Origin of the sequence: Kribbella albertanoniae, from assembly GCF_004348455.1 — a bacterium.
In the GTDB taxonomy this organism is placed as follows: domain Bacteria; phylum Actinomycetota; class Actinomycetes; order Propionibacteriales; family Kribbellaceae; genus Kribbella; species Kribbella albertanoniae.
This window is the reverse complement of record NZ_SMKA01000018.1, coordinates 1-14,837: the sequence shown is the minus strand read 5'-3', so window position 1 is coordinate 14,837 and position 14,837 is coordinate 1. Positions and strand designations below refer to the sequence as shown.

The 14,837-nt window shown below is 67.8% G+C and carries 14 protein-coding genes; 7 read left to right on the top strand and 7 right to left on the bottom strand.

Going from position 1 to position 14,837, the window contains the following annotated elements:
- Nucleotides 1-393: 393 nt before the first annotated feature.
- From E1261_RS07240 to E1261_RS07225, 4 genes are all read right to left on the bottom strand, one after another.
- A complete protein-coding gene (locus E1261_RS07240; protein ID WP_132403836.1) occupies nucleotides 394-828 on the bottom strand; it encodes a hypothetical protein in 435 nt (144 codons plus the stop codon).
- Between the two features lie 20 nt (nucleotides 829-848).
- On the bottom strand, nucleotides 849-2,447 hold the full coding sequence (locus tag E1261_RS07235) for an ABC-F family ATP-binding cassette domain-containing protein (protein WP_132403833.1): 1,599 nt from the start codon (nucleotides 2,445-2,447) through the stop codon (nucleotides 849-851).
- A 272-nt stretch (nucleotides 2,448-2,719) separates the two neighbouring features.
- Entirely contained in the window at nucleotides 2,720-4,129 is a 1,410-nt protein-coding gene (locus tag E1261_RS07230) for a sensor histidine kinase (protein WP_132403830.1), read from the bottom strand.
- Nucleotides 4,130-4,813: a response regulator transcription factor gene (locus E1261_RS07225; RefSeq protein WP_132403828.1), complete on the bottom strand. Its 684-nt coding sequence runs from the start codon at nucleotides 4,811-4,813 to the stop codon at nucleotides 4,130-4,132.
- Between the two features lie 165 nt (nucleotides 4,814-4,978).
- Between E1261_RS07225 and E1261_RS07220 the strand changes: the two genes are divergently transcribed.
- Genes E1261_RS07220 through E1261_RS07200 form a run of 5 tightly spaced genes read left to right on the top strand, consistent with a single transcriptional unit; the run spans nucleotide 4,979 to nucleotide 10,651 of the window.
- Complete coding sequence (locus E1261_RS07220) at nucleotides 4,979-6,769, top strand: ABC transporter substrate-binding protein (protein ID WP_132403825.1); 1,791 nt, start codon at nucleotides 4,979-4,981, stop codon at nucleotides 6,767-6,769.
- 5 nt (nucleotides 6,770-6,774) lie between these two features.
- Nucleotides 6,775-7,749: an ABC transporter ATP-binding protein gene (locus E1261_RS07215; protein ID WP_132403822.1), complete on the top strand. Its 975-nt coding sequence runs from the start codon at nucleotides 6,775-6,777 to the stop codon at nucleotides 7,747-7,749.
- Nucleotides 7,746-8,759 carry an ABC transporter ATP-binding protein gene (locus E1261_RS07210; RefSeq protein WP_132403819.1) on the top strand — a complete coding sequence of 338 codons (1,014 nt, stop codon included), beginning with the start codon at nucleotides 7,746-7,748 and terminating at the stop codon, nucleotides 8,757-8,759. Before E1261_RS07215 ends, E1261_RS07210 begins: the two co-directional genes overlap by 4 nt.
- Nucleotides 8,756-9,682: an ABC transporter permease gene (locus E1261_RS07205; protein ID WP_132403816.1), complete on the top strand. Its 927-nt coding sequence runs from the start codon at nucleotides 8,756-8,758 to the stop codon at nucleotides 9,680-9,682. The genes E1261_RS07210 and E1261_RS07205 overlap by 4 nt, the downstream gene beginning before the upstream one ends.
- A gap of 9 nt (nucleotides 9,683-9,691) precedes the next feature.
- Nucleotides 9,692-10,651, top strand: coding sequence for an ABC transporter permease (locus E1261_RS07200; protein WP_132403813.1), 960 nt, complete (start codon nucleotides 9,692-9,694; stop codon nucleotides 10,649-10,651).
- Here the strand turns inward: E1261_RS07200 and E1261_RS07195 are convergent.
- A complete protein-coding gene (locus E1261_RS07195; RefSeq protein WP_132403810.1) occupies nucleotides 10,648-10,899 on the bottom strand; it encodes a BTAD domain-containing putative transcriptional regulator in 252 nt (83 codons plus the stop codon). The genes E1261_RS07200 and E1261_RS07195 overlap by 4 nt on opposite strands.
- Nucleotides 10,900-10,921: 22 nt before the next feature.
- Between E1261_RS07195 and E1261_RS07190 the strand changes: the two genes are divergently transcribed.
- Nucleotides 10,922-11,920: a 2-dehydropantoate 2-reductase gene (locus E1261_RS07190; protein ID WP_132403807.1), complete on the top strand. Its 999-nt coding sequence runs from the start codon at nucleotides 10,922-10,924 to the stop codon at nucleotides 11,918-11,920.
- Here E1261_RS07190 and E1261_RS07185 read toward each other — a convergent pair.
- Nucleotides 11,897-12,793 carry a GNAT family N-acetyltransferase gene (locus E1261_RS07185; RefSeq protein ID WP_132403804.1) on the bottom strand — a complete coding sequence of 299 codons (897 nt, stop codon included), beginning with the start codon at nucleotides 12,791-12,793 and terminating at the stop codon, nucleotides 11,897-11,899. The two genes, E1261_RS07190 and E1261_RS07185, sit on opposite strands and share 24 nt — an antisense overlap.
- Before the next feature lie 13 nt (nucleotides 12,794-12,806).
- The gene (idi, locus tag E1261_RS07180) at nucleotides 12,807-13,373 is read right to left on the bottom strand and encodes an isopentenyl-diphosphate Delta-isomerase (RefSeq protein WP_238176059.1); all 567 of its coding nucleotides are present in this window, start codon (nucleotides 13,371-13,373) and stop codon (nucleotides 12,807-12,809) included.
- Nucleotides 13,374-13,584: 211 nt separating this feature from the next.
- On the opposite strand from idi, the gene tyrS reads away from it, so the two are divergent.
- Complete coding sequence (gene tyrS, locus E1261_RS07175; RefSeq protein ID WP_132403798.1) at nucleotides 13,585-14,814, top strand: tyrosine--tRNA ligase; 1,230 nt, start codon at nucleotides 13,585-13,587, stop codon at nucleotides 14,812-14,814.
- Nucleotides 14,815-14,837: the final 23 nt, after the last annotated feature.

Genomic DNA, 14,837 nt, shown 5'->3' with positions numbered 1-14,837 from the left:
TGCGATCCGCAGCGTAACGTGGCACGCAGGCCCTGGACCGTCGACCTTGCAACCCGCGTAGCTGCCGGTGGGATGGCGCTGGCGATGATCGCCTGCCTCAAGCGATTGCCGCCCTTGTACTGCTCCTCCGAATACTGTTTGCGGTCACCAGTGAGACCTCGCGTTCCTCCGGCTGGACCTCACGGGTACGCCGGTTGGTCGACGCGAGAACCAGCTCTGCCGTCCCGAACACGCAGCAGCGCGATGTCGGCGATCGGTCAGCTCGCCGTCCTGCAGGAAGAGAAGCCCTCCGTTGCTGAGGACAACGAGCACCACGAGCACCGGGAACGGCAGTTGGCGCGACCCGTCGGCTGTAGCGACCGTGGAACCTCGACCTCAACCCTGGGGTTGAGGTCAAGGGGTGAACTTGAACGGGGCTTCTGCCTGGTCGGCGCAGATTGCGTCGGCGGCTGCGTCGGTCGACTGCAGGATGGAGACGCGCGCCGCGTAGCTGGTCCAGGTTGGAGCTTGCCGGCCGTTGATGGAATCAGGGCCTAGGACGTTCCGGGCGTTCAAGCGGGCGACGCCGTCGGACCCGGTGGTGGCAGTGCCAAGGATGACGCCGTTCGGGCCGAGCGCGAAGAACTCCACTTTGGCGCCGACGACCAGATCACCGTCGTTCGTCAGTCGTGCTTCGAGCGGCAGGTCGACGGTCCGCCGGCCGTGGCCGACGATCGTCACCGGCTCCACTGACAGCTCTGCGCCGCAGCCCATGCCGCAGCCGGACAGGGCGGCCGGCGACGCCAGCACCAAGGCCAGCGCCGCCGCCAGTTTCGAATGATTCCTCACCGGCGAAAACTATCCGAGGCTCAGGCCAGCGAGACCAAGGACAGGTAGTCGTCGGACCAGAGGTCTTCGTCGGCGTCGGGGAGGATGAGGACTCGGTCGGGGCGGAGGGCTTCGATGGCGCCTTCGTCGTGGGTGACCATGACGATCGCGCCTGGGTAGTTGCCGACTGCGCCGAGTACCTCGTCGCGGGAGGCGGGGTCGAGGTTGTTGGTTGGCTCGTCTAGCAGGAGGACGTTGGCGCCGGAGTGGACCAAGCCAGCCAGGGCCAGCCGGGTCTTCTCGCCGCCAGACAGGACGCCGGCCGGCTTGTCGACGTCGTCGCCGCTGAACAGGAATGAGCCGAGCACGTTCCGGACCTCGCCGTCGGTCAGGCCGGGCGCGACTGCCGCCAGGTTCTGCCGGACCGTGCCGGCCAGGTCCAGGGTGTCGTGCTCCTGCGCGAAGTAGCCGAGCCGCAACCCATGACCCGGTACGACGCGCCCCGCGTCCGGCTCCTCCCGGCCGGCCAGCAACCGCAGCAGCGTGGTCTTGCCTGCACCGTTGAGGCCCAGTACGACGACCCTGCTGCCCCGATCGATGGCCAGGTCGACCCCGTCGAGCACCTGCAAACCGCCGTACGCCTTCTTGAGGCCTTGGGCGGTCAGCGGTGTCTTGCCGGACGGTGCCGGTTCGGGTAGCCGGATCTTGGCCACCCGGTCGGTACGGCGTACTGGCTCGAGCCCGGCCAAGAGCTGGTCGGCCCGACGAGCCATGTTGCGCGCGGCAACCGCCGTACTGGCCCCTGCCTGCATCTTGCGGGACTGGGCGTGCAGGATCGCGGCCTTGCGCTCGGCCGTGTTGCGCTCGCGGGACCGACGGCGTTCGTCGAGCTCGAGCTGCTGCAGGTACTTTTTCCAGCCGGTGTTGTGCACGTCGATCGTGGTCCGCTGCGGGTCCAGGTGGAACACCCGGTTGACCGTTGCCTTGAGCAACTCCCGGTCGTGGCTGATCACGATCAGCCCGCCCGGATAGCCGAGCAGGAACGACCGCAACCAGACCACCGAGTCGGCGTCCAGGTGGTTGGTCGGCTCGTCGAGCAGCAGCGTCTCGTGCTGCGCGAACAGGATCCGGGCCAGCTCGACCCGGCGCCGCTGCCCACCGGACAACTCGCCGACCGGCTGCTCCAGCGCGCGCACCGGCAGACCGACACCCCCGGCAAGCCGGGCCGCCTCGGCCTCCGCGGCATAACCGCCGCCGGCCTGGAACCGCGTTTCGGCGCGCGCGTACGCCGCCATGGCACGTTCCTGGGCCGCACCGGTCGCCGTACTCATCGCGGCCTCGGCCTTCCGCAGGTCGCGGATGGCCGTGTCGAGGTCACGGGCGGACAGGATCCGATCGGTGACCGTCGTGCCGGGGTCGGCCGCGCGCGGGTCCTGCGGCAGATAGCCGACAGACCCGGAGACCGTGACGGTCCCGGCGGCCGGACGGTCTTCCCCCGCGAGCGTTCTCAGCAAGGTGGTCTTGCCGGAGCCGTTACGCCCGACAAGCCCGACCCGGTCCCCCGGGCCGACATGAAAGGAAAGGTCGGACAGCAGCAGACGAGCGCCGACGCGAAGATCTACACCACTGACGGTGATCATGACAATGACTCTCTGTGAAGGCATGCGGACACACTTCGGGTACGGAAGCGGGTCGCACACCTAGACACAGAGGCAAGTAGCCATGAGCCCAGAGTAAGGGCCCACCTTGTGCACGCACCAACCAATTTCCAGCCGCTGGGATGGTCGGTGGGTGCTCAAGGTCGGGGGCCCGCGCCACGTTGTGCACGGATCAACCACGAATCGGCGCGCGACGTGGTTGGTGGGTGCTCAAGGTGGCGAGCGGAGTTGGAGGGCGCGCGGGAGGGGCCGAATTACTTGGCGGGGAGTTCGATGATGAAGCGGGCGCCGCCGGTGGGGTGGGCGGTGACGTGGATGGTGCCTTGGTGCCACATGACGTGGCGGGCGACGATGGCCAGGCCGAGGCCTACGCCCCGGCCGCGGCCGCTGGTTTCGCCGCGGCCGAAGCGTTCGAAGATGCGGTTGCGGTCTTCGGGGGCGATACCGGGGCCGGCGTCGTCGACGGTGATGACGACGCCCAGGCCGCCGGGAGCCACCGTGACGCCTTTGCAGCCGCCGGCGTGGTCTTCGGCGTTCTCGACGAGGTTCGCGATGACGCGTTCGAGGCGGCGTTTGTCGGCTTGCATGACGAGGAACTCGGCGCGCGGTTCGACCGTGGTGATCGGGCGGCCGGCGGTCGCGTCGGCGGCGGCGCGGACCAGGTCGGCGATGCGGACGATCTCGCGGCTGCCGCGGTCGCCGCCGTCGTCGCGGGAGATCTCCAGCAGGTCGATCACCAGGCGCCGGAAGCGGTCGAGGTCGTCGCCGAGCAGGTCGACCGGCTCCCGCACGGCCTCCGGGAGTTCGTCGCGGTGGTTCTGGATCAGCTGCATCGAGTTCAGCATCGTCATCAGCGGCGTCCGCAGCTCGTGACTGACGTCGCCGGCGAACCGCGCGTCTGCCGCGACCCGGCGTTCCAGATTGGCCGCGGTCTGGTTGAACGACCGCGCCAGACCACCCAGGTCACGGTCCTCCTCCGCATCCAGCCGCGCGTCCAGCCGACCACGAGCGACCGCGTCCGCGACCTTGGTCAGCTCGGCCAGCGGGCGAAGTGCGAGTGTGCTGGCCAGCCTCCCGACCGCGAGCCCAACCAGCAGCGTCGCGATCGTCGCGGCAATCAGCGTGATCCGCAGAGTCTGCAGGGTGTCGTCCAGCTCGCCCAAGGGATGCCACTGGAAGAGCGCATTGCCCGGCTGTTCCAGCGGAACGCCGACCGCGACCACCCGCTGACCGCCCACGACCATCCGCTGATCGGCCGTCGTCCCCGTCAGGGCCGATTCGAGCAGATCCTGCGGCAGGTCCTCGGGCCGACCGGTCAACGAGTACCACTCGCTGTCGACATAGACCATCGAGGCGGCCGAGTCGCTCGTCGGCAGGCTGTTCAGCACGTCCATCACCGTCACGCCCGGTCTCCGCTCGGCCGACCCACACTCCACGCGTAACCGGGCCGGCGTGCAGGGCGAGGAAGCGCCGTACAGACCGAACCTGAACGCGGCCGCGTTGTCGGAGGTCTGGCTGATCGCCGACTCCCGGCGCTGTTCGGTGAGGTAGTTCGACACGATGCTCCAGGTCACGATCGCGAGCACCAGGGACAGTCCGAGCGCGAGCAACCCGTAGGCGATCGTCACCCGCCCCCGCAGACTCGTGCCGTCCAGGAGCCGCACTCAGCTCACCAATCGGTAGCCGAGACCGCGCGCTGTCACGAGGTGCTTGGGGCTGGCCGGGTCGTGCTCGATCTTCAGCCGCAACCGCCGGATGTGGACATCGACGATCCGGCTGTCACCGAAGTACCCGTAGCCCCAGACCTTGGAGAGCAACTGCTCCCGGGACAGCACCCGTCCCTCGGCGCCGGCCAGCTCGGCGAGCAGCTTGAACTCGGTCCGCGTCAGCGGCAGCACGGCGTCCCCGCGCGTCACCTCGGCACCCGGTACGTCGATGGTCAGATCACCCACGACCAGTACGTCGGGCTGCCGCGCGTTGGCGGGCTCGACCCGGCGCAGCAGCGCGCGGATCCGGGCCGACAGCTCCTTGGCGACGAGTGGCTTGGTCACGTAGTCGTCCGCCCCGGCCTCCAGACCGGCGACCACGTCGTGACTGTCGGTCCGGGCCGTCACCATGATCACCGGTACGTCGCTCTGCCGCCGGATCTCGCGGCAGACGGTGAACCCGTCTCGATCCGGCAGCATGATGTCGAGCAGCACCACGTCCGGTGGTTGCCGGCGCAGCGCGGCCAGCGCGTCGAGCCCGTTGGCCGCCTCAGCGACCTCGTAACCCTCGTCTTCCAGGGCGAGCCGCAGTACCCGGCGGATGCGGGGCTCGTCGTCGACCAGCAACAGGCTGTGTGCCACGGGACCAGTGTCGCTCACCAGCGGTCCGGACGGCGGTTACGGCTGTCATGAATCCGTCATGTTCGCTCCGGAGCGAGATGACAACTCCTTGACGCTTCGGTGATCGCGGTTCCGGCCGGGTCCGAAAGTCCTAATTTCAGGCCATCCAGTCCTGGAGGAGGACACATGGCTCGAAAGAGGCTGGCGGCCGTATCCCTGGCCGTCGTGGCGACGTTGGTGCTCGCCGCCTGCAACAGTAACGGCTCGTCGCCGACCGGATCCGGCACGGGGGGCGAACCGGTCAAGGGTGGGACGCTGAACATGCTCGGCGCACAGGACGTCGACTACATGGATCCGAATATCAGCTACTACTCCGTCGGCTATCTGAGCCTCCGCCTGTGGAGCCGCCAGCTGTTCACCTACCCGGCCGAGCTGAACGGGAAGAACACCACGCCGGTCCCGGACATCGCACCGGAGATCCCGACCACCGCGAACGGCGGGATCAGCGCCGACGGCAAGACCTACACGATCAAGATCCGCCCGGGCGTGAAGTGGGGGACGACACCGGCCCGCCAGGTCACCGCGGCCGATGTCGTCCGTGGTTTCAAGCGGACCGCCAACCCGGTCCAGCCGTTCGGTGGTTCGCCGGACTTCGCCGAACTGATCGAGGGCTACCAGAAGTTCGCCGACGGGTTCGCCAAGGCGCCGAAGACCGTGGCGGGAATCCAGGAGTACATCGACAAGACTCCGCTGCCGGGCGTCGAGGCCAAGGACGACAGCACGGTCGTCTTCCGCCTCACGCAGCCGGCCAGCTACTTCGTCGACATGCTCACGCTGCCCGCCCTCTCCCCAGCTCCGGTGGAGGCGCTGAAGTACCTCCCGGCCAGCACCGAGCTCGGCAACAACTTCCCCGCCGACGGCCCGTACAAGGTCGACTCGTGGGTGCCGAGCAAGTCGATCACGTACTCCCGCAACCCCGCCTGGGACCCCGCCAGCGACCCGGTCCGCAAGGCCTACGTCGACAAGGTTGTAGTCACCCAGGGCCTGACCCAGGACTCGATCCAGCAGCAACTGCAGACCGGTACGGCGAATGCCGACATGGAGTTCGATGTCGCGCCACCGCCGTCCCAGCTGCCCGCATTGCAGGCCAAGAAGGACCCGAACCTGAAGATCGGTGACACCGCGGGCTCCAACCCGTACGTCATCTACAACACCGTCTCGCCGAACAACAACAAGGCGCTGGCGAACCCGAAGGTCCGGCAGGCGATCAACTACGCGATCAACCGCGACAACATCCTGCAGGTGCTCGGCGGCAAGACGATCGCTCCGCCACTGACCCACGTGCTGCCCGATGTGATCATCGGCTCCAAGCAGATCGACCCGTATCCGTACGACCCGGACAAGGCCAAGCAGTTGCTCGCCGAGGCCGGCTACCCGAACCTCACGCTGAAGTTCCTGTACCGCAACGCGGCCGAGGGCAGCAGCAAAGCCTTCCAGACCATCCAGCAGGACCTGACGAAGGCCGGGATCACCGTGACCGGCGTACCGTCGCCCAACTCGGACTTCTACGTGAAGTACCTGCAGGTCCCGACCGTCGCCCAGAAGGGTGTTTGGGATCTCTCGCTGGCCGGCTGGGGTGCGGACTGGTACGGCAACGCGGCGCTGTCGTTCTTCAAGCCGCTGTTCTACGGCAAGGCGGCGTTCCCGCCCGTCGGCAGCAACTTCGGCCTGTACGACGACGCCGAGACCAACAAGCTGATCCAGGAAGCCGCCAAGGCGCAGACCGAGGACGAGGCCGCCGAGCTGTGGGCCAAGGCCGACGCCCGCGTGATGGACCAGGCGCCGTTCTTCCCGCTCACCAACAACAAGCAGGCGAACTACCACGCCTCCCAGGTGAACAACGCCGTCTACGTGCCCTCCCTGCAGAACTTCGACCCAACCAACGTCTGGCTCTCCAAGGACAAGCAGGGCGGATAAACCTCATGGCTCTGCTTGAAGTGCGAGACCTAAGGGTCTCCTTCGACACCCCGGACGGTACCGTCCGCGCCGTCCGGGGCCTGTCGTTCGATGTCGAGGCCGGACAGACCCTCGCGGTCGTGGGCGAGTCCGGCTCCGGCAAGAGCGTGTCCACCCAGACGGTCACAGGGCTGACCCGCGGCGCGACGGTCTCCGGTACGGCGTACTTCGACGGCACCGACCTGATCACCGCGGACCAGTCGACCCTGCGCCACTTGCGGGGTGCCCGGATCGGGATGATCTTCCAGGACCCGTTGTCGAGCCTGCATCCGCACTACCGGATCGGCTGGCAGATCGTCGAGATGATCCGCGCGCACGACCACGTGATCAGTAAGCAGGCAGCCCGGAAGCGGGCCGCCGAACTACTCACGCTGGTCGGTATCCCCCGCGCCGAGGAACGCATCGACGACTACCCGCACCAGTTCTCCGGCGGGATGCGGCAGCGGGTGATGATCGCGATGGCGATGGCCCTCGACCCGGCGCTGCTGATCGCGGACGAGCCGACCACCGCCCTCGACGTGACCGTGCAGGCCCAGGTCCTGAACGTGATGCGCCGGCTCCAGCAACAGTTCGGTACGGCGATCGTCCTGATCACCCACGATCTCGGGGTGGTCGCCGAGATGGCCGACGAGGTCGTGGTGATGTACGCCGGGACCGTGATGGAGCGGGCACCGCGCCGGGACATCTTCTACCGCAACCACCACCCGTACACCCAGGGACTGCTCGCGTCACTGCCGACGCGCAGCGGCGAACGGCTGACCCCGATCCCCGGCAGCCCGCCGAGTCTGATCAGCCTGCCGAAGGGCTGCCCGTTCGCGTCCCGCTGCCCGCACGTGTTCGACAAGTGCCGCACCGAGGCCCCGCCACTGGCGGATATCGGCCCCCGGCACCAGTCGGCCTGCTGGCTCCCGGTTCAGGCAAATGAGGCGATCGCGTCATGAGCGAAGTGCTGCTGAAAGTGGACAACGTCTACAAGGAGTTCCCGACCCATGGCAAGGAGGTGGTCCACGCCGTAGATGGCGTCTCACTCGAGGTCTTCAAAGGCGAAACACTAGGCCTGGTTGGCGAAACGGGCTGCGGCAAGTCATCGCTAGCCCGCTGCATGGCCCATCTGTACGACGTGACCTCGGGCTCGGTGTCGTTTGAGGGCACCGAGATCAGCACGTTGTCCCGGCGGGCGATGCGGCCGATCCGCCGGGAGATCCAGGTGATCTTCCAGGATCCGTACGGCTCCCTGAACCCGCGCCGCCGGGTCGGATCCATCATCGGCGACCCGTTCGCCATCCACGGGATTGCCTTCGGCAACGAACGGAAGAAGAAGGTTCAGGAGCTGATGGAGCTCGTCGGCCTGAATCCCGAGCACTACAACAGGTTCCCGGCCGAGTTCTCCGGGGGCCAACGGCAACGGATCGGCGTCGCGCGCGCGTTGGCGCTGCGCCCGAAGCTGATCATCTGCGACGAACCGGTCTCCGCGCTGGACGTGTCGATCCAGGCCCAGATCATCAACCTGCTGGCCGATCTCCAGCGGGAGCTGGACCTGACGTATGTCTTCATCTCCCACGACCTCTCCGTGGTCCGGCACGTGAGCAACCGGATCGCGGTCATGTACCTGGGCAGGATCGCCGAGCTGGCACCCACGGACGAACTGTTCGGCCAGACCCGGCATCCGTACACCCGGGCCCTGCTGTCGGCGTTACCGGTCGCCGACCCGGATACCGCCGACAGCAGGGAACAGATCATCCTCGGGGGCGACATCCCCGCCGCGACGAACCCGCCGGAGGGGTGCAGGTTCCACACGCGGTGCCCGAAAGCCCGAGCAGATTGCGCAATCACGGAACCGCCGCTGGCCGCCGTACTGGATGACACCGACGATCATCGGACGGCCTGCCTGCACCCGCTGACACTGGGCGAGGACCTGTCGACCGCCGTACCGGACTTGAAGGCATCATGACGGCGGCGTTGGAGCTCGTCGATGTCGTCGACGAGCCGAAGGCAATCGAAGGCCGCAGCCCGTTGGTGCTGGCGTTGCGGCGGTTGCGGCGGGACAAGGTCGCGATGATCTCGCTCGCGGTGATCATCCTGATCGTGCTGATGGCGGTGTTCGCGCCGGTCTTCGCCGCGATCACCGGGCATCCGCCGAACGAGCAGTACCGCGATATCGGCCTGACCCCGGAGGGGTTGCCGAGGGCACCGAACGGCACCTTCTGGTTCGGCACCGACGAGCTGGGCCGGGACGTCCTGGTCCGGATCGCGTACGGCGCCAGGGTGTCGCTGCTGGTGGGAGTTTTCGCAACGGCGATCACGGTCGTGGTCGGCGTCGTCTTGGGACTTGCCGCGGGGTTCCTCGGGGGGATCACCGACACCATCCTGACGCGACTGATCGACGTCGTACTGTCGGTCCCGTTCCTGCTGGTGGCGATCGCCCTGGTGTCCATCACCGGGCCGAGCCTGAGCGTGACCGTGCTGGTGATCGGCTTCTTCAGCTGGGCGTCGGTGGCCCGGATCGTCCGCGGCCAGGTGCTGTCACTGCGCGAACGCGAGTTCGTCGAGGCGGCCCGGTCGCTGGGCGCGAGTGACGGCCGGATCATGTTCGTCGACGTGCTGCCGAACGTGCTGGCCCCGGTGATCGTCTACACCACCCTGCTGGTCCCGGTGGTGATCGTGACCCAGGCGACGTTGTCGTTCCTCGGGCTCGGGCTGCCACCACCCACCGCCGACTGGGGCGGAATGATCAACTCGTCGCAGAACTACTACACGACGGCCTGGTGGTTCATCCTCTTCCCCGGTCTCGCGCTGCTGATCACGACGCTGGCGTTCAACCTGTTCGGCGACGGCGTCCGCGATGCCTTCGACCCGCGCGCCGACCGGAGTTAGGGGTCCACCATGGTGAGGTTCTTGCTCCGCCGCCTCGGGCACGGGGTGCTGGTGCTGTGGCTGATCTCGATGGCCATCTTCGCGCTGTTCTTCGTTGCCCCCAGCAACGTTGCGCAGACCCTGGCCGGCCGGCAGGCCACGCCGGAGACGATCGCGCTGATCCAGCACCGGCTCGGCCTCGATCTGCCGGTCTGGAAGCAGTACCTGAACTTCGTCACGAACGCCGTCCAGGGCAACCTCGGGTACGACTACTACCATCAGGTGCCGGTGACAACGATCATCGGGCAGGCGTTGCCGGTTACGTTGTCGCTGGCCCTGGGCGCCGCCGTACTGTGGCTGCTTCTCGGGGTGACGAACGGCGTCATCTCGGCCGTGCATCCGCGGTCGCTGGCCGATCGTGGACTGACGATGTTCGCGTTGTTCTTCTACTCGTTCCCGTCGTTCCTGCTCGGTCTGTTGTTGCTGTACTTCCTGTACTACCGGATGACCATGGCCGGGTTCGACTGGTTCCCGGCCGGCGGGTACACGGCGTTCAGCGACGGGCCCGCGGTGTGGTTCCAGCACCTGATCCTGCCGTGGATCGCGCTCGCCCTGCTGCTGGCGGCGACGTACACGCGGTTGACCCGCGGCTCGATGCTCGACGTCCTCGGCGAGGACTACATCCGGACCGCACGGTCGAAGGGAATCCGGGAGAGCCGGGTGGTCGTCCGGCACGGGCTGCGCAGTGCGCTCACCCCGGTGGTCACGCAGTTCGGGATCGACCTCGGGCAGCTCGTCGGTGGTGTCGTGGTGACCGAGACCGTGTTCAGCCTTCCGGGGCTGGGCAAGACCGTGGTCACCGCGATCAACCAGCAGGACCTACCGGTCATCATCGGCATCGTGCTGTTCGCGTCAGCCGCGGTCGTGGTGGCGAACATCCTCGTGGACGTCGCGTACGCCTTCCTCGACCCTCGCGTCCGGCTGCACTAATAGAGGAGGGCGGTGGTCTGCGGGCTCGGGGTCTGGAGCTCAGCGGCCAGGATCGCGGTGAGGGCGTCGTACTGGCGTACGGCGGCGGCGCGGTCGCCCTGGATGAGGTGCAGCGAGATCAGCGCGCGGTGGGCAGCTTCGAGCAACGGCTCGAGGCCCACCGCCTGCTGATACAAGGCGATGCTCTCCTCGACCCGGCCCTCAATGGCCTTGGCCTCGGCCAACGCCAGCAGATCCCCCTCCGCCATGTCGACAGCGTAGCCTCCTGGGATGCGGATCGTCGTGTATGGAGCTGGTGGAATCGGCTGTTATGTCGGCGGGCGGCTGGCTGCGAGCGGGAGCCCGGTGACGTTCGTCGGGCGTCCGAGGATGGCTGCCGAGCTAGCCACCCACGGCCTGCGGCTGACCGACTACCTGGGCGCGGACCTGCGGGTCGAGCCCGGCGCGGTGCGGTACGAAACGGCGCCCGGCGCAGCGGCCGAGGCCGATCTGGTCCTGGTGACGGTGAAGTCGGCCGCGACCGCGACCGCCGCCGACGAGCTCGCCGGGGTGCTCAAACCGGGTGCACTGGTGGTGAGCTTCCAGAACGGCATCCGGAACGGCACGATCCTGGCGGAGCGGTTGACCGAGCAGCGCGTCCTGACCGGGATGGTCCCGTTCAACGTGCTGAACAGTGGCGGCGGGCACTTCCATCAGGGGACCGAGGGCGCGCTCGACATCCAGCGTGATGCCGCGTTGACGCCGTACGTCGCCGCCTTCGAGCAGGCGGGGTTGCCGCTGAAGCAGCACCACGACATCCTGCCGGTGCAGTGGGCGAAGCTCCTGCTGAATCTGAACAACCCGATCAACGCGCTGGCCGACGTACCGCTGCGCGACGAGCTGTCGGATCGGGCCTACCGGCGTTGTCTGGCCGCGGCGCAGGCCGAGACCCTGGAGTTGCTGGCCGCGAAGGGGCTGGAGCCGGCCCAGATTCTGCGAGTCCCGATGCGCCGCTTCCCGATGATCCTGCGGCTGCCGAGCTTTCTCTTCCGCCGGCTCGCCGCCTCGATGCTCGCCATCGACCCGCTGGCCCGGACCTCGATGTGGGAGGACCTGCAGGCCGGCCGGACCACCGAGATCGACTACCTGAACGGCGAGGTCGTCCGCCTGGCCTCCGAACTCGGCCGAACCGCACCGGTCAACGCACGGCTGGTCGAGCTGATCCGGTCAGCCGAGACCAACCGGCGGCCGTGGTCCGGTCCCGAACTACTCCGCGAACTGCAGGGGTAGCCGCGCCCGGACACTGACGCTGACCAGGCCGTAGCGGAAGCCGAGGTGTTCGTTCAGCTGACGCATGTTCCCGTTGCCCTCCTGCGTCCAGGTGTAGATCTCGGTGATCCCGTGCTCGGCGGCCCACGCCATACTCGTCCGCTTCAGCGTCGAGGCAACTCCCTTGCCCCGCCAGTCCCGCCGTACGGCGGTGTAGGCGACCTCTGCGCGCGCAGGCTGGTCGGTGTCGAGCATCAGCCCGGCGACCCCGATCACCTCGTCACCGTCGAGCGCGACGAACATCGCGGCCGGATCGTTGATCCACTCAGTGGCCCATTCCTCGGCCGTGACCTGCATCGGCGGCTGAATGTCCATGTCGGGAAGCGTCGGCAACGCCAGCTCGTCGTACGCACGCGCCCACACCTCCGGTCGCTCCGCCACCGACACGATCCGGTACGTCGTGGGTGCGGGCGGCTGTGGTTCGGCATCGATCGCGCGGATCTGCTCCACCTGCCGCGCGATTTCGGTGTACCCGAACCGCTCGGCGAACGCCAGCGAGCCCTCGTCATCGACGCTGCAGCCGGTCCGTTCGTAGCCCTGGGCAACGGCATGCTCGGCGAGCTCTCGTAGGACGGCGGTGCCAATGCCTTGCCGGCGTGCCTCCGGACGGACCCGGGCCGCCAGGACTGCGCGGCCGGGCTCGGTCGAACGGTCGGCCAGGCCGTGACCGACCGCCTTCCCGTCGATCTCGGCGAGCGTCAGCAACCGCCCAGGACGGTCCATCCCGCGCAGCTCCGCCACGCTCGGGCAGCGTTCGTACGGCATCGCCGCGATCCGCACTTCCCGCCATGCCTCGTAGTCCGCGTCGGTCAGCACGGGCCGGATATCCACCATGCTGACGGTTGTATCAGGGACGGGCAGCTGGTGGCAGCAGGTTTTCGTCGGCGACCGCCCAGTCGGCCGGCTCCGGGCCGAGGTGGTCGAGCTCGTCGAGCTGCAACTCCGCCCACGGGGACAGGCCCGGTACGCCGCGGATCTCGGACCACTCGATCCAGCGGTACGCCGCGACCTCGGCGGGAGCGGGCTTCGGGTCGCCGGACCATCGCACCCGATAGACCGGGCAGACCTCGTTCTCGACCATGCCGTTCGGCATCTCGGCGCGGTAGCGGAATTCCGGCAGCACGAGCTCCGTCGTACCGTCGCTGATTCCGAGCTCGTCCGACAGCCGCCGTACGACGGCGTCCTCGATCGCTTCACCGGGGAGCGGGTGCCCGCAGCAACTGTTCGTCCAGACGCCGGGCCAGGTCGGTTTGCCGAAGGCGCGCTGGGTGATCAGCACCCGGCCGCGGTCGTCCACGACGTAACTGGAGAAGGCCAGATGTAGCGGTGTGTGGGCATGGTGGACCGTCGCCTTGGCCTCGGTCCCGATCGACCGGCCGTGCTCGTCCAGCAGTACCACCAGCTCCTGCGTCACCCCACGAGGGTATGCGGATATCGGCCTGCGGGCCGAATGAGTGCGTGTTAGCGTTCTCGCATGAGTATGCGAGGCGTTGTGTATCGACCGGCTCTGGGAGGAGCCGGCGTTCGGTAGTACCCACCTCGCTCCATCCAGAGCCTCCTCTTCTGTTGCCGGAGGCGCTGTCGCTGGGTGTCTCCATTCATTCTTCCTTTGGAGCACACCCCGTATGAATGATCCGCTGACCGTGATCGACCGGTTACGCCGTACCACCGACTCCATCGTCGGCGAGGCCGACCTGCGCGACCGCCTGGCCGCCGGCAGGCCGCTGCGGATCAAGTACGGCGTCGACCTGACCGCACCGGACCTGCATCTCGGGCACGCGGTCAACCTCTGGATGATGCGCCAGCTGCAGGACCTCGGCCACCAGGTCGTCTTCCTGCTCGGCGACCTCACCACCCGCGTCGGCGACCCGACCGGCCGCTCCGACACCCGCCCGGTGCTGACCCCTGCCGCGATCGCTGCGAACGCCTCGTCGTTCCTCGATCAGGTCTCGCTGGTACTGCGGACCGACCCTTCGGTTTTCGAGGTACGACGCAACTCGGAGTGGTACGACGGGATGCCGATCGCCGACCTGCTCGGGCTGCTCGGACAGGTCACCCAGGCGCAACTGATGAGCCGGGACATGTTCCGGGCGCGGGTCGAGGCCGGGCGCGAGATCGCCGTACACGAGTTGATCTACCCGGTACTGCAGGGCTACGACAGCTTCGCGATGCGCAGTGACCTGACGATCGTGGGCTCGGACCAGCTCTTCAACGAGCAACTGGGCCGCCACTTCCAGCAACGCCTGGGCATGCCACCGCAGGTCGTCATCACCACCACGATCACCCCAGGTCTCGACGGCCGTGCCAAACAGTCGAAGTCCTTGAACAACTACATCGGCCTGACCGACTCCCCGCGGGACAAGTTCGGCAAACTCATGAGCATCCCCGACCACCTGGTCGAGCCCTACGCCCGGGTCTACACCGAGCTCCCCCTCGACACTGTCGCCGCCCTCGCCTCCTCAGCAGACACCGGCGGCCCCGCAGCCCGAGACGCCAAACTCCGCCTCGCCGCAGCGGTCGTAACCCGCTACCACGGCGCCGGAGCCGCCCGCTCCGAACTCCAGTCCTTCCAGCAAACCTTCACCCACCGAACCCAACCCACCGACATCCCCACCGTGGTTCTCGACCACCCCGTCACCACCGTCCTCGACCTCCTAGCCGCAATCCGCCCCACCGAAACCCGCTCCCAACTCCGCCGCCTGATCACCCAAGGCGCCGTAACCATCAACAACACCCGCATCACCGACCCGACCACCCCCGTGGACCCAGTCGAACTAACCGTCCGCTCAGGCCCCCGAACCTGGCACCGCATCCACCCCTCCGCTGACGGCACCGGCGTACCGACCAACGGGTAGTAGTAGGCCGCGCGCCCCAAGCC

Coding starts and splice junctions, on each gene's coding strand:
- E1261_RS07235 (WP_132403833.1), bottom strand. CDS start 2,447: ATGATCACCGTCAGTGGTGTAGATCTTCGCGTCGGCGCTCGTCTGCTG.
- E1261_RS07220 (WP_132403825.1), top strand. CDS start 4,979: ATGGCTCGAAAGAGGCTGGCGGCCGTATCCCTGGCCGTCGTGGCGACG.
- E1261_RS07215 (WP_132403822.1), top strand. CDS start 6,775: ATGGCTCTGCTTGAAGTGCGAGACCTAAGGGTCTCCTTCGACACCCCG.
- E1261_RS07210 (WP_132403819.1), top strand. CDS start 7,746: ATGAGCGAAGTGCTGCTGAAAGTGGACAACGTCTACAAGGAGTTCCCG.
- E1261_RS07205 (WP_132403816.1), top strand. CDS start 8,756: ATGACGGCGGCGTTGGAGCTCGTCGATGTCGTCGACGAGCCGAAGGCA.
- E1261_RS07200 (WP_132403813.1), top strand. CDS start 9,692: ATGGTGAGGTTCTTGCTCCGCCGCCTCGGGCACGGGGTGCTGGTGCTG.
- E1261_RS07195 (WP_132403810.1), bottom strand. CDS start 10,899: ATGGCGGAGGGGGATCTGCTGGCGTTGGCCGAGGCCAAGGCCATTGAG.
- E1261_RS07190 (WP_132403807.1), top strand. CDS start 10,922: ATGCGGATCGTCGTGTATGGAGCTGGTGGAATCGGCTGTTATGTCGGC.
- E1261_RS07185 (WP_132403804.1), bottom strand. CDS start 12,793: ATGGTGGATATCCGGCCCGTGCTGACCGACGCGGACTACGAGGCATGG.
- tyrS (WP_132403798.1), top strand. CDS start 13,585: ATGAATGATCCGCTGACCGTGATCGACCGGTTACGCCGTACCACCGAC.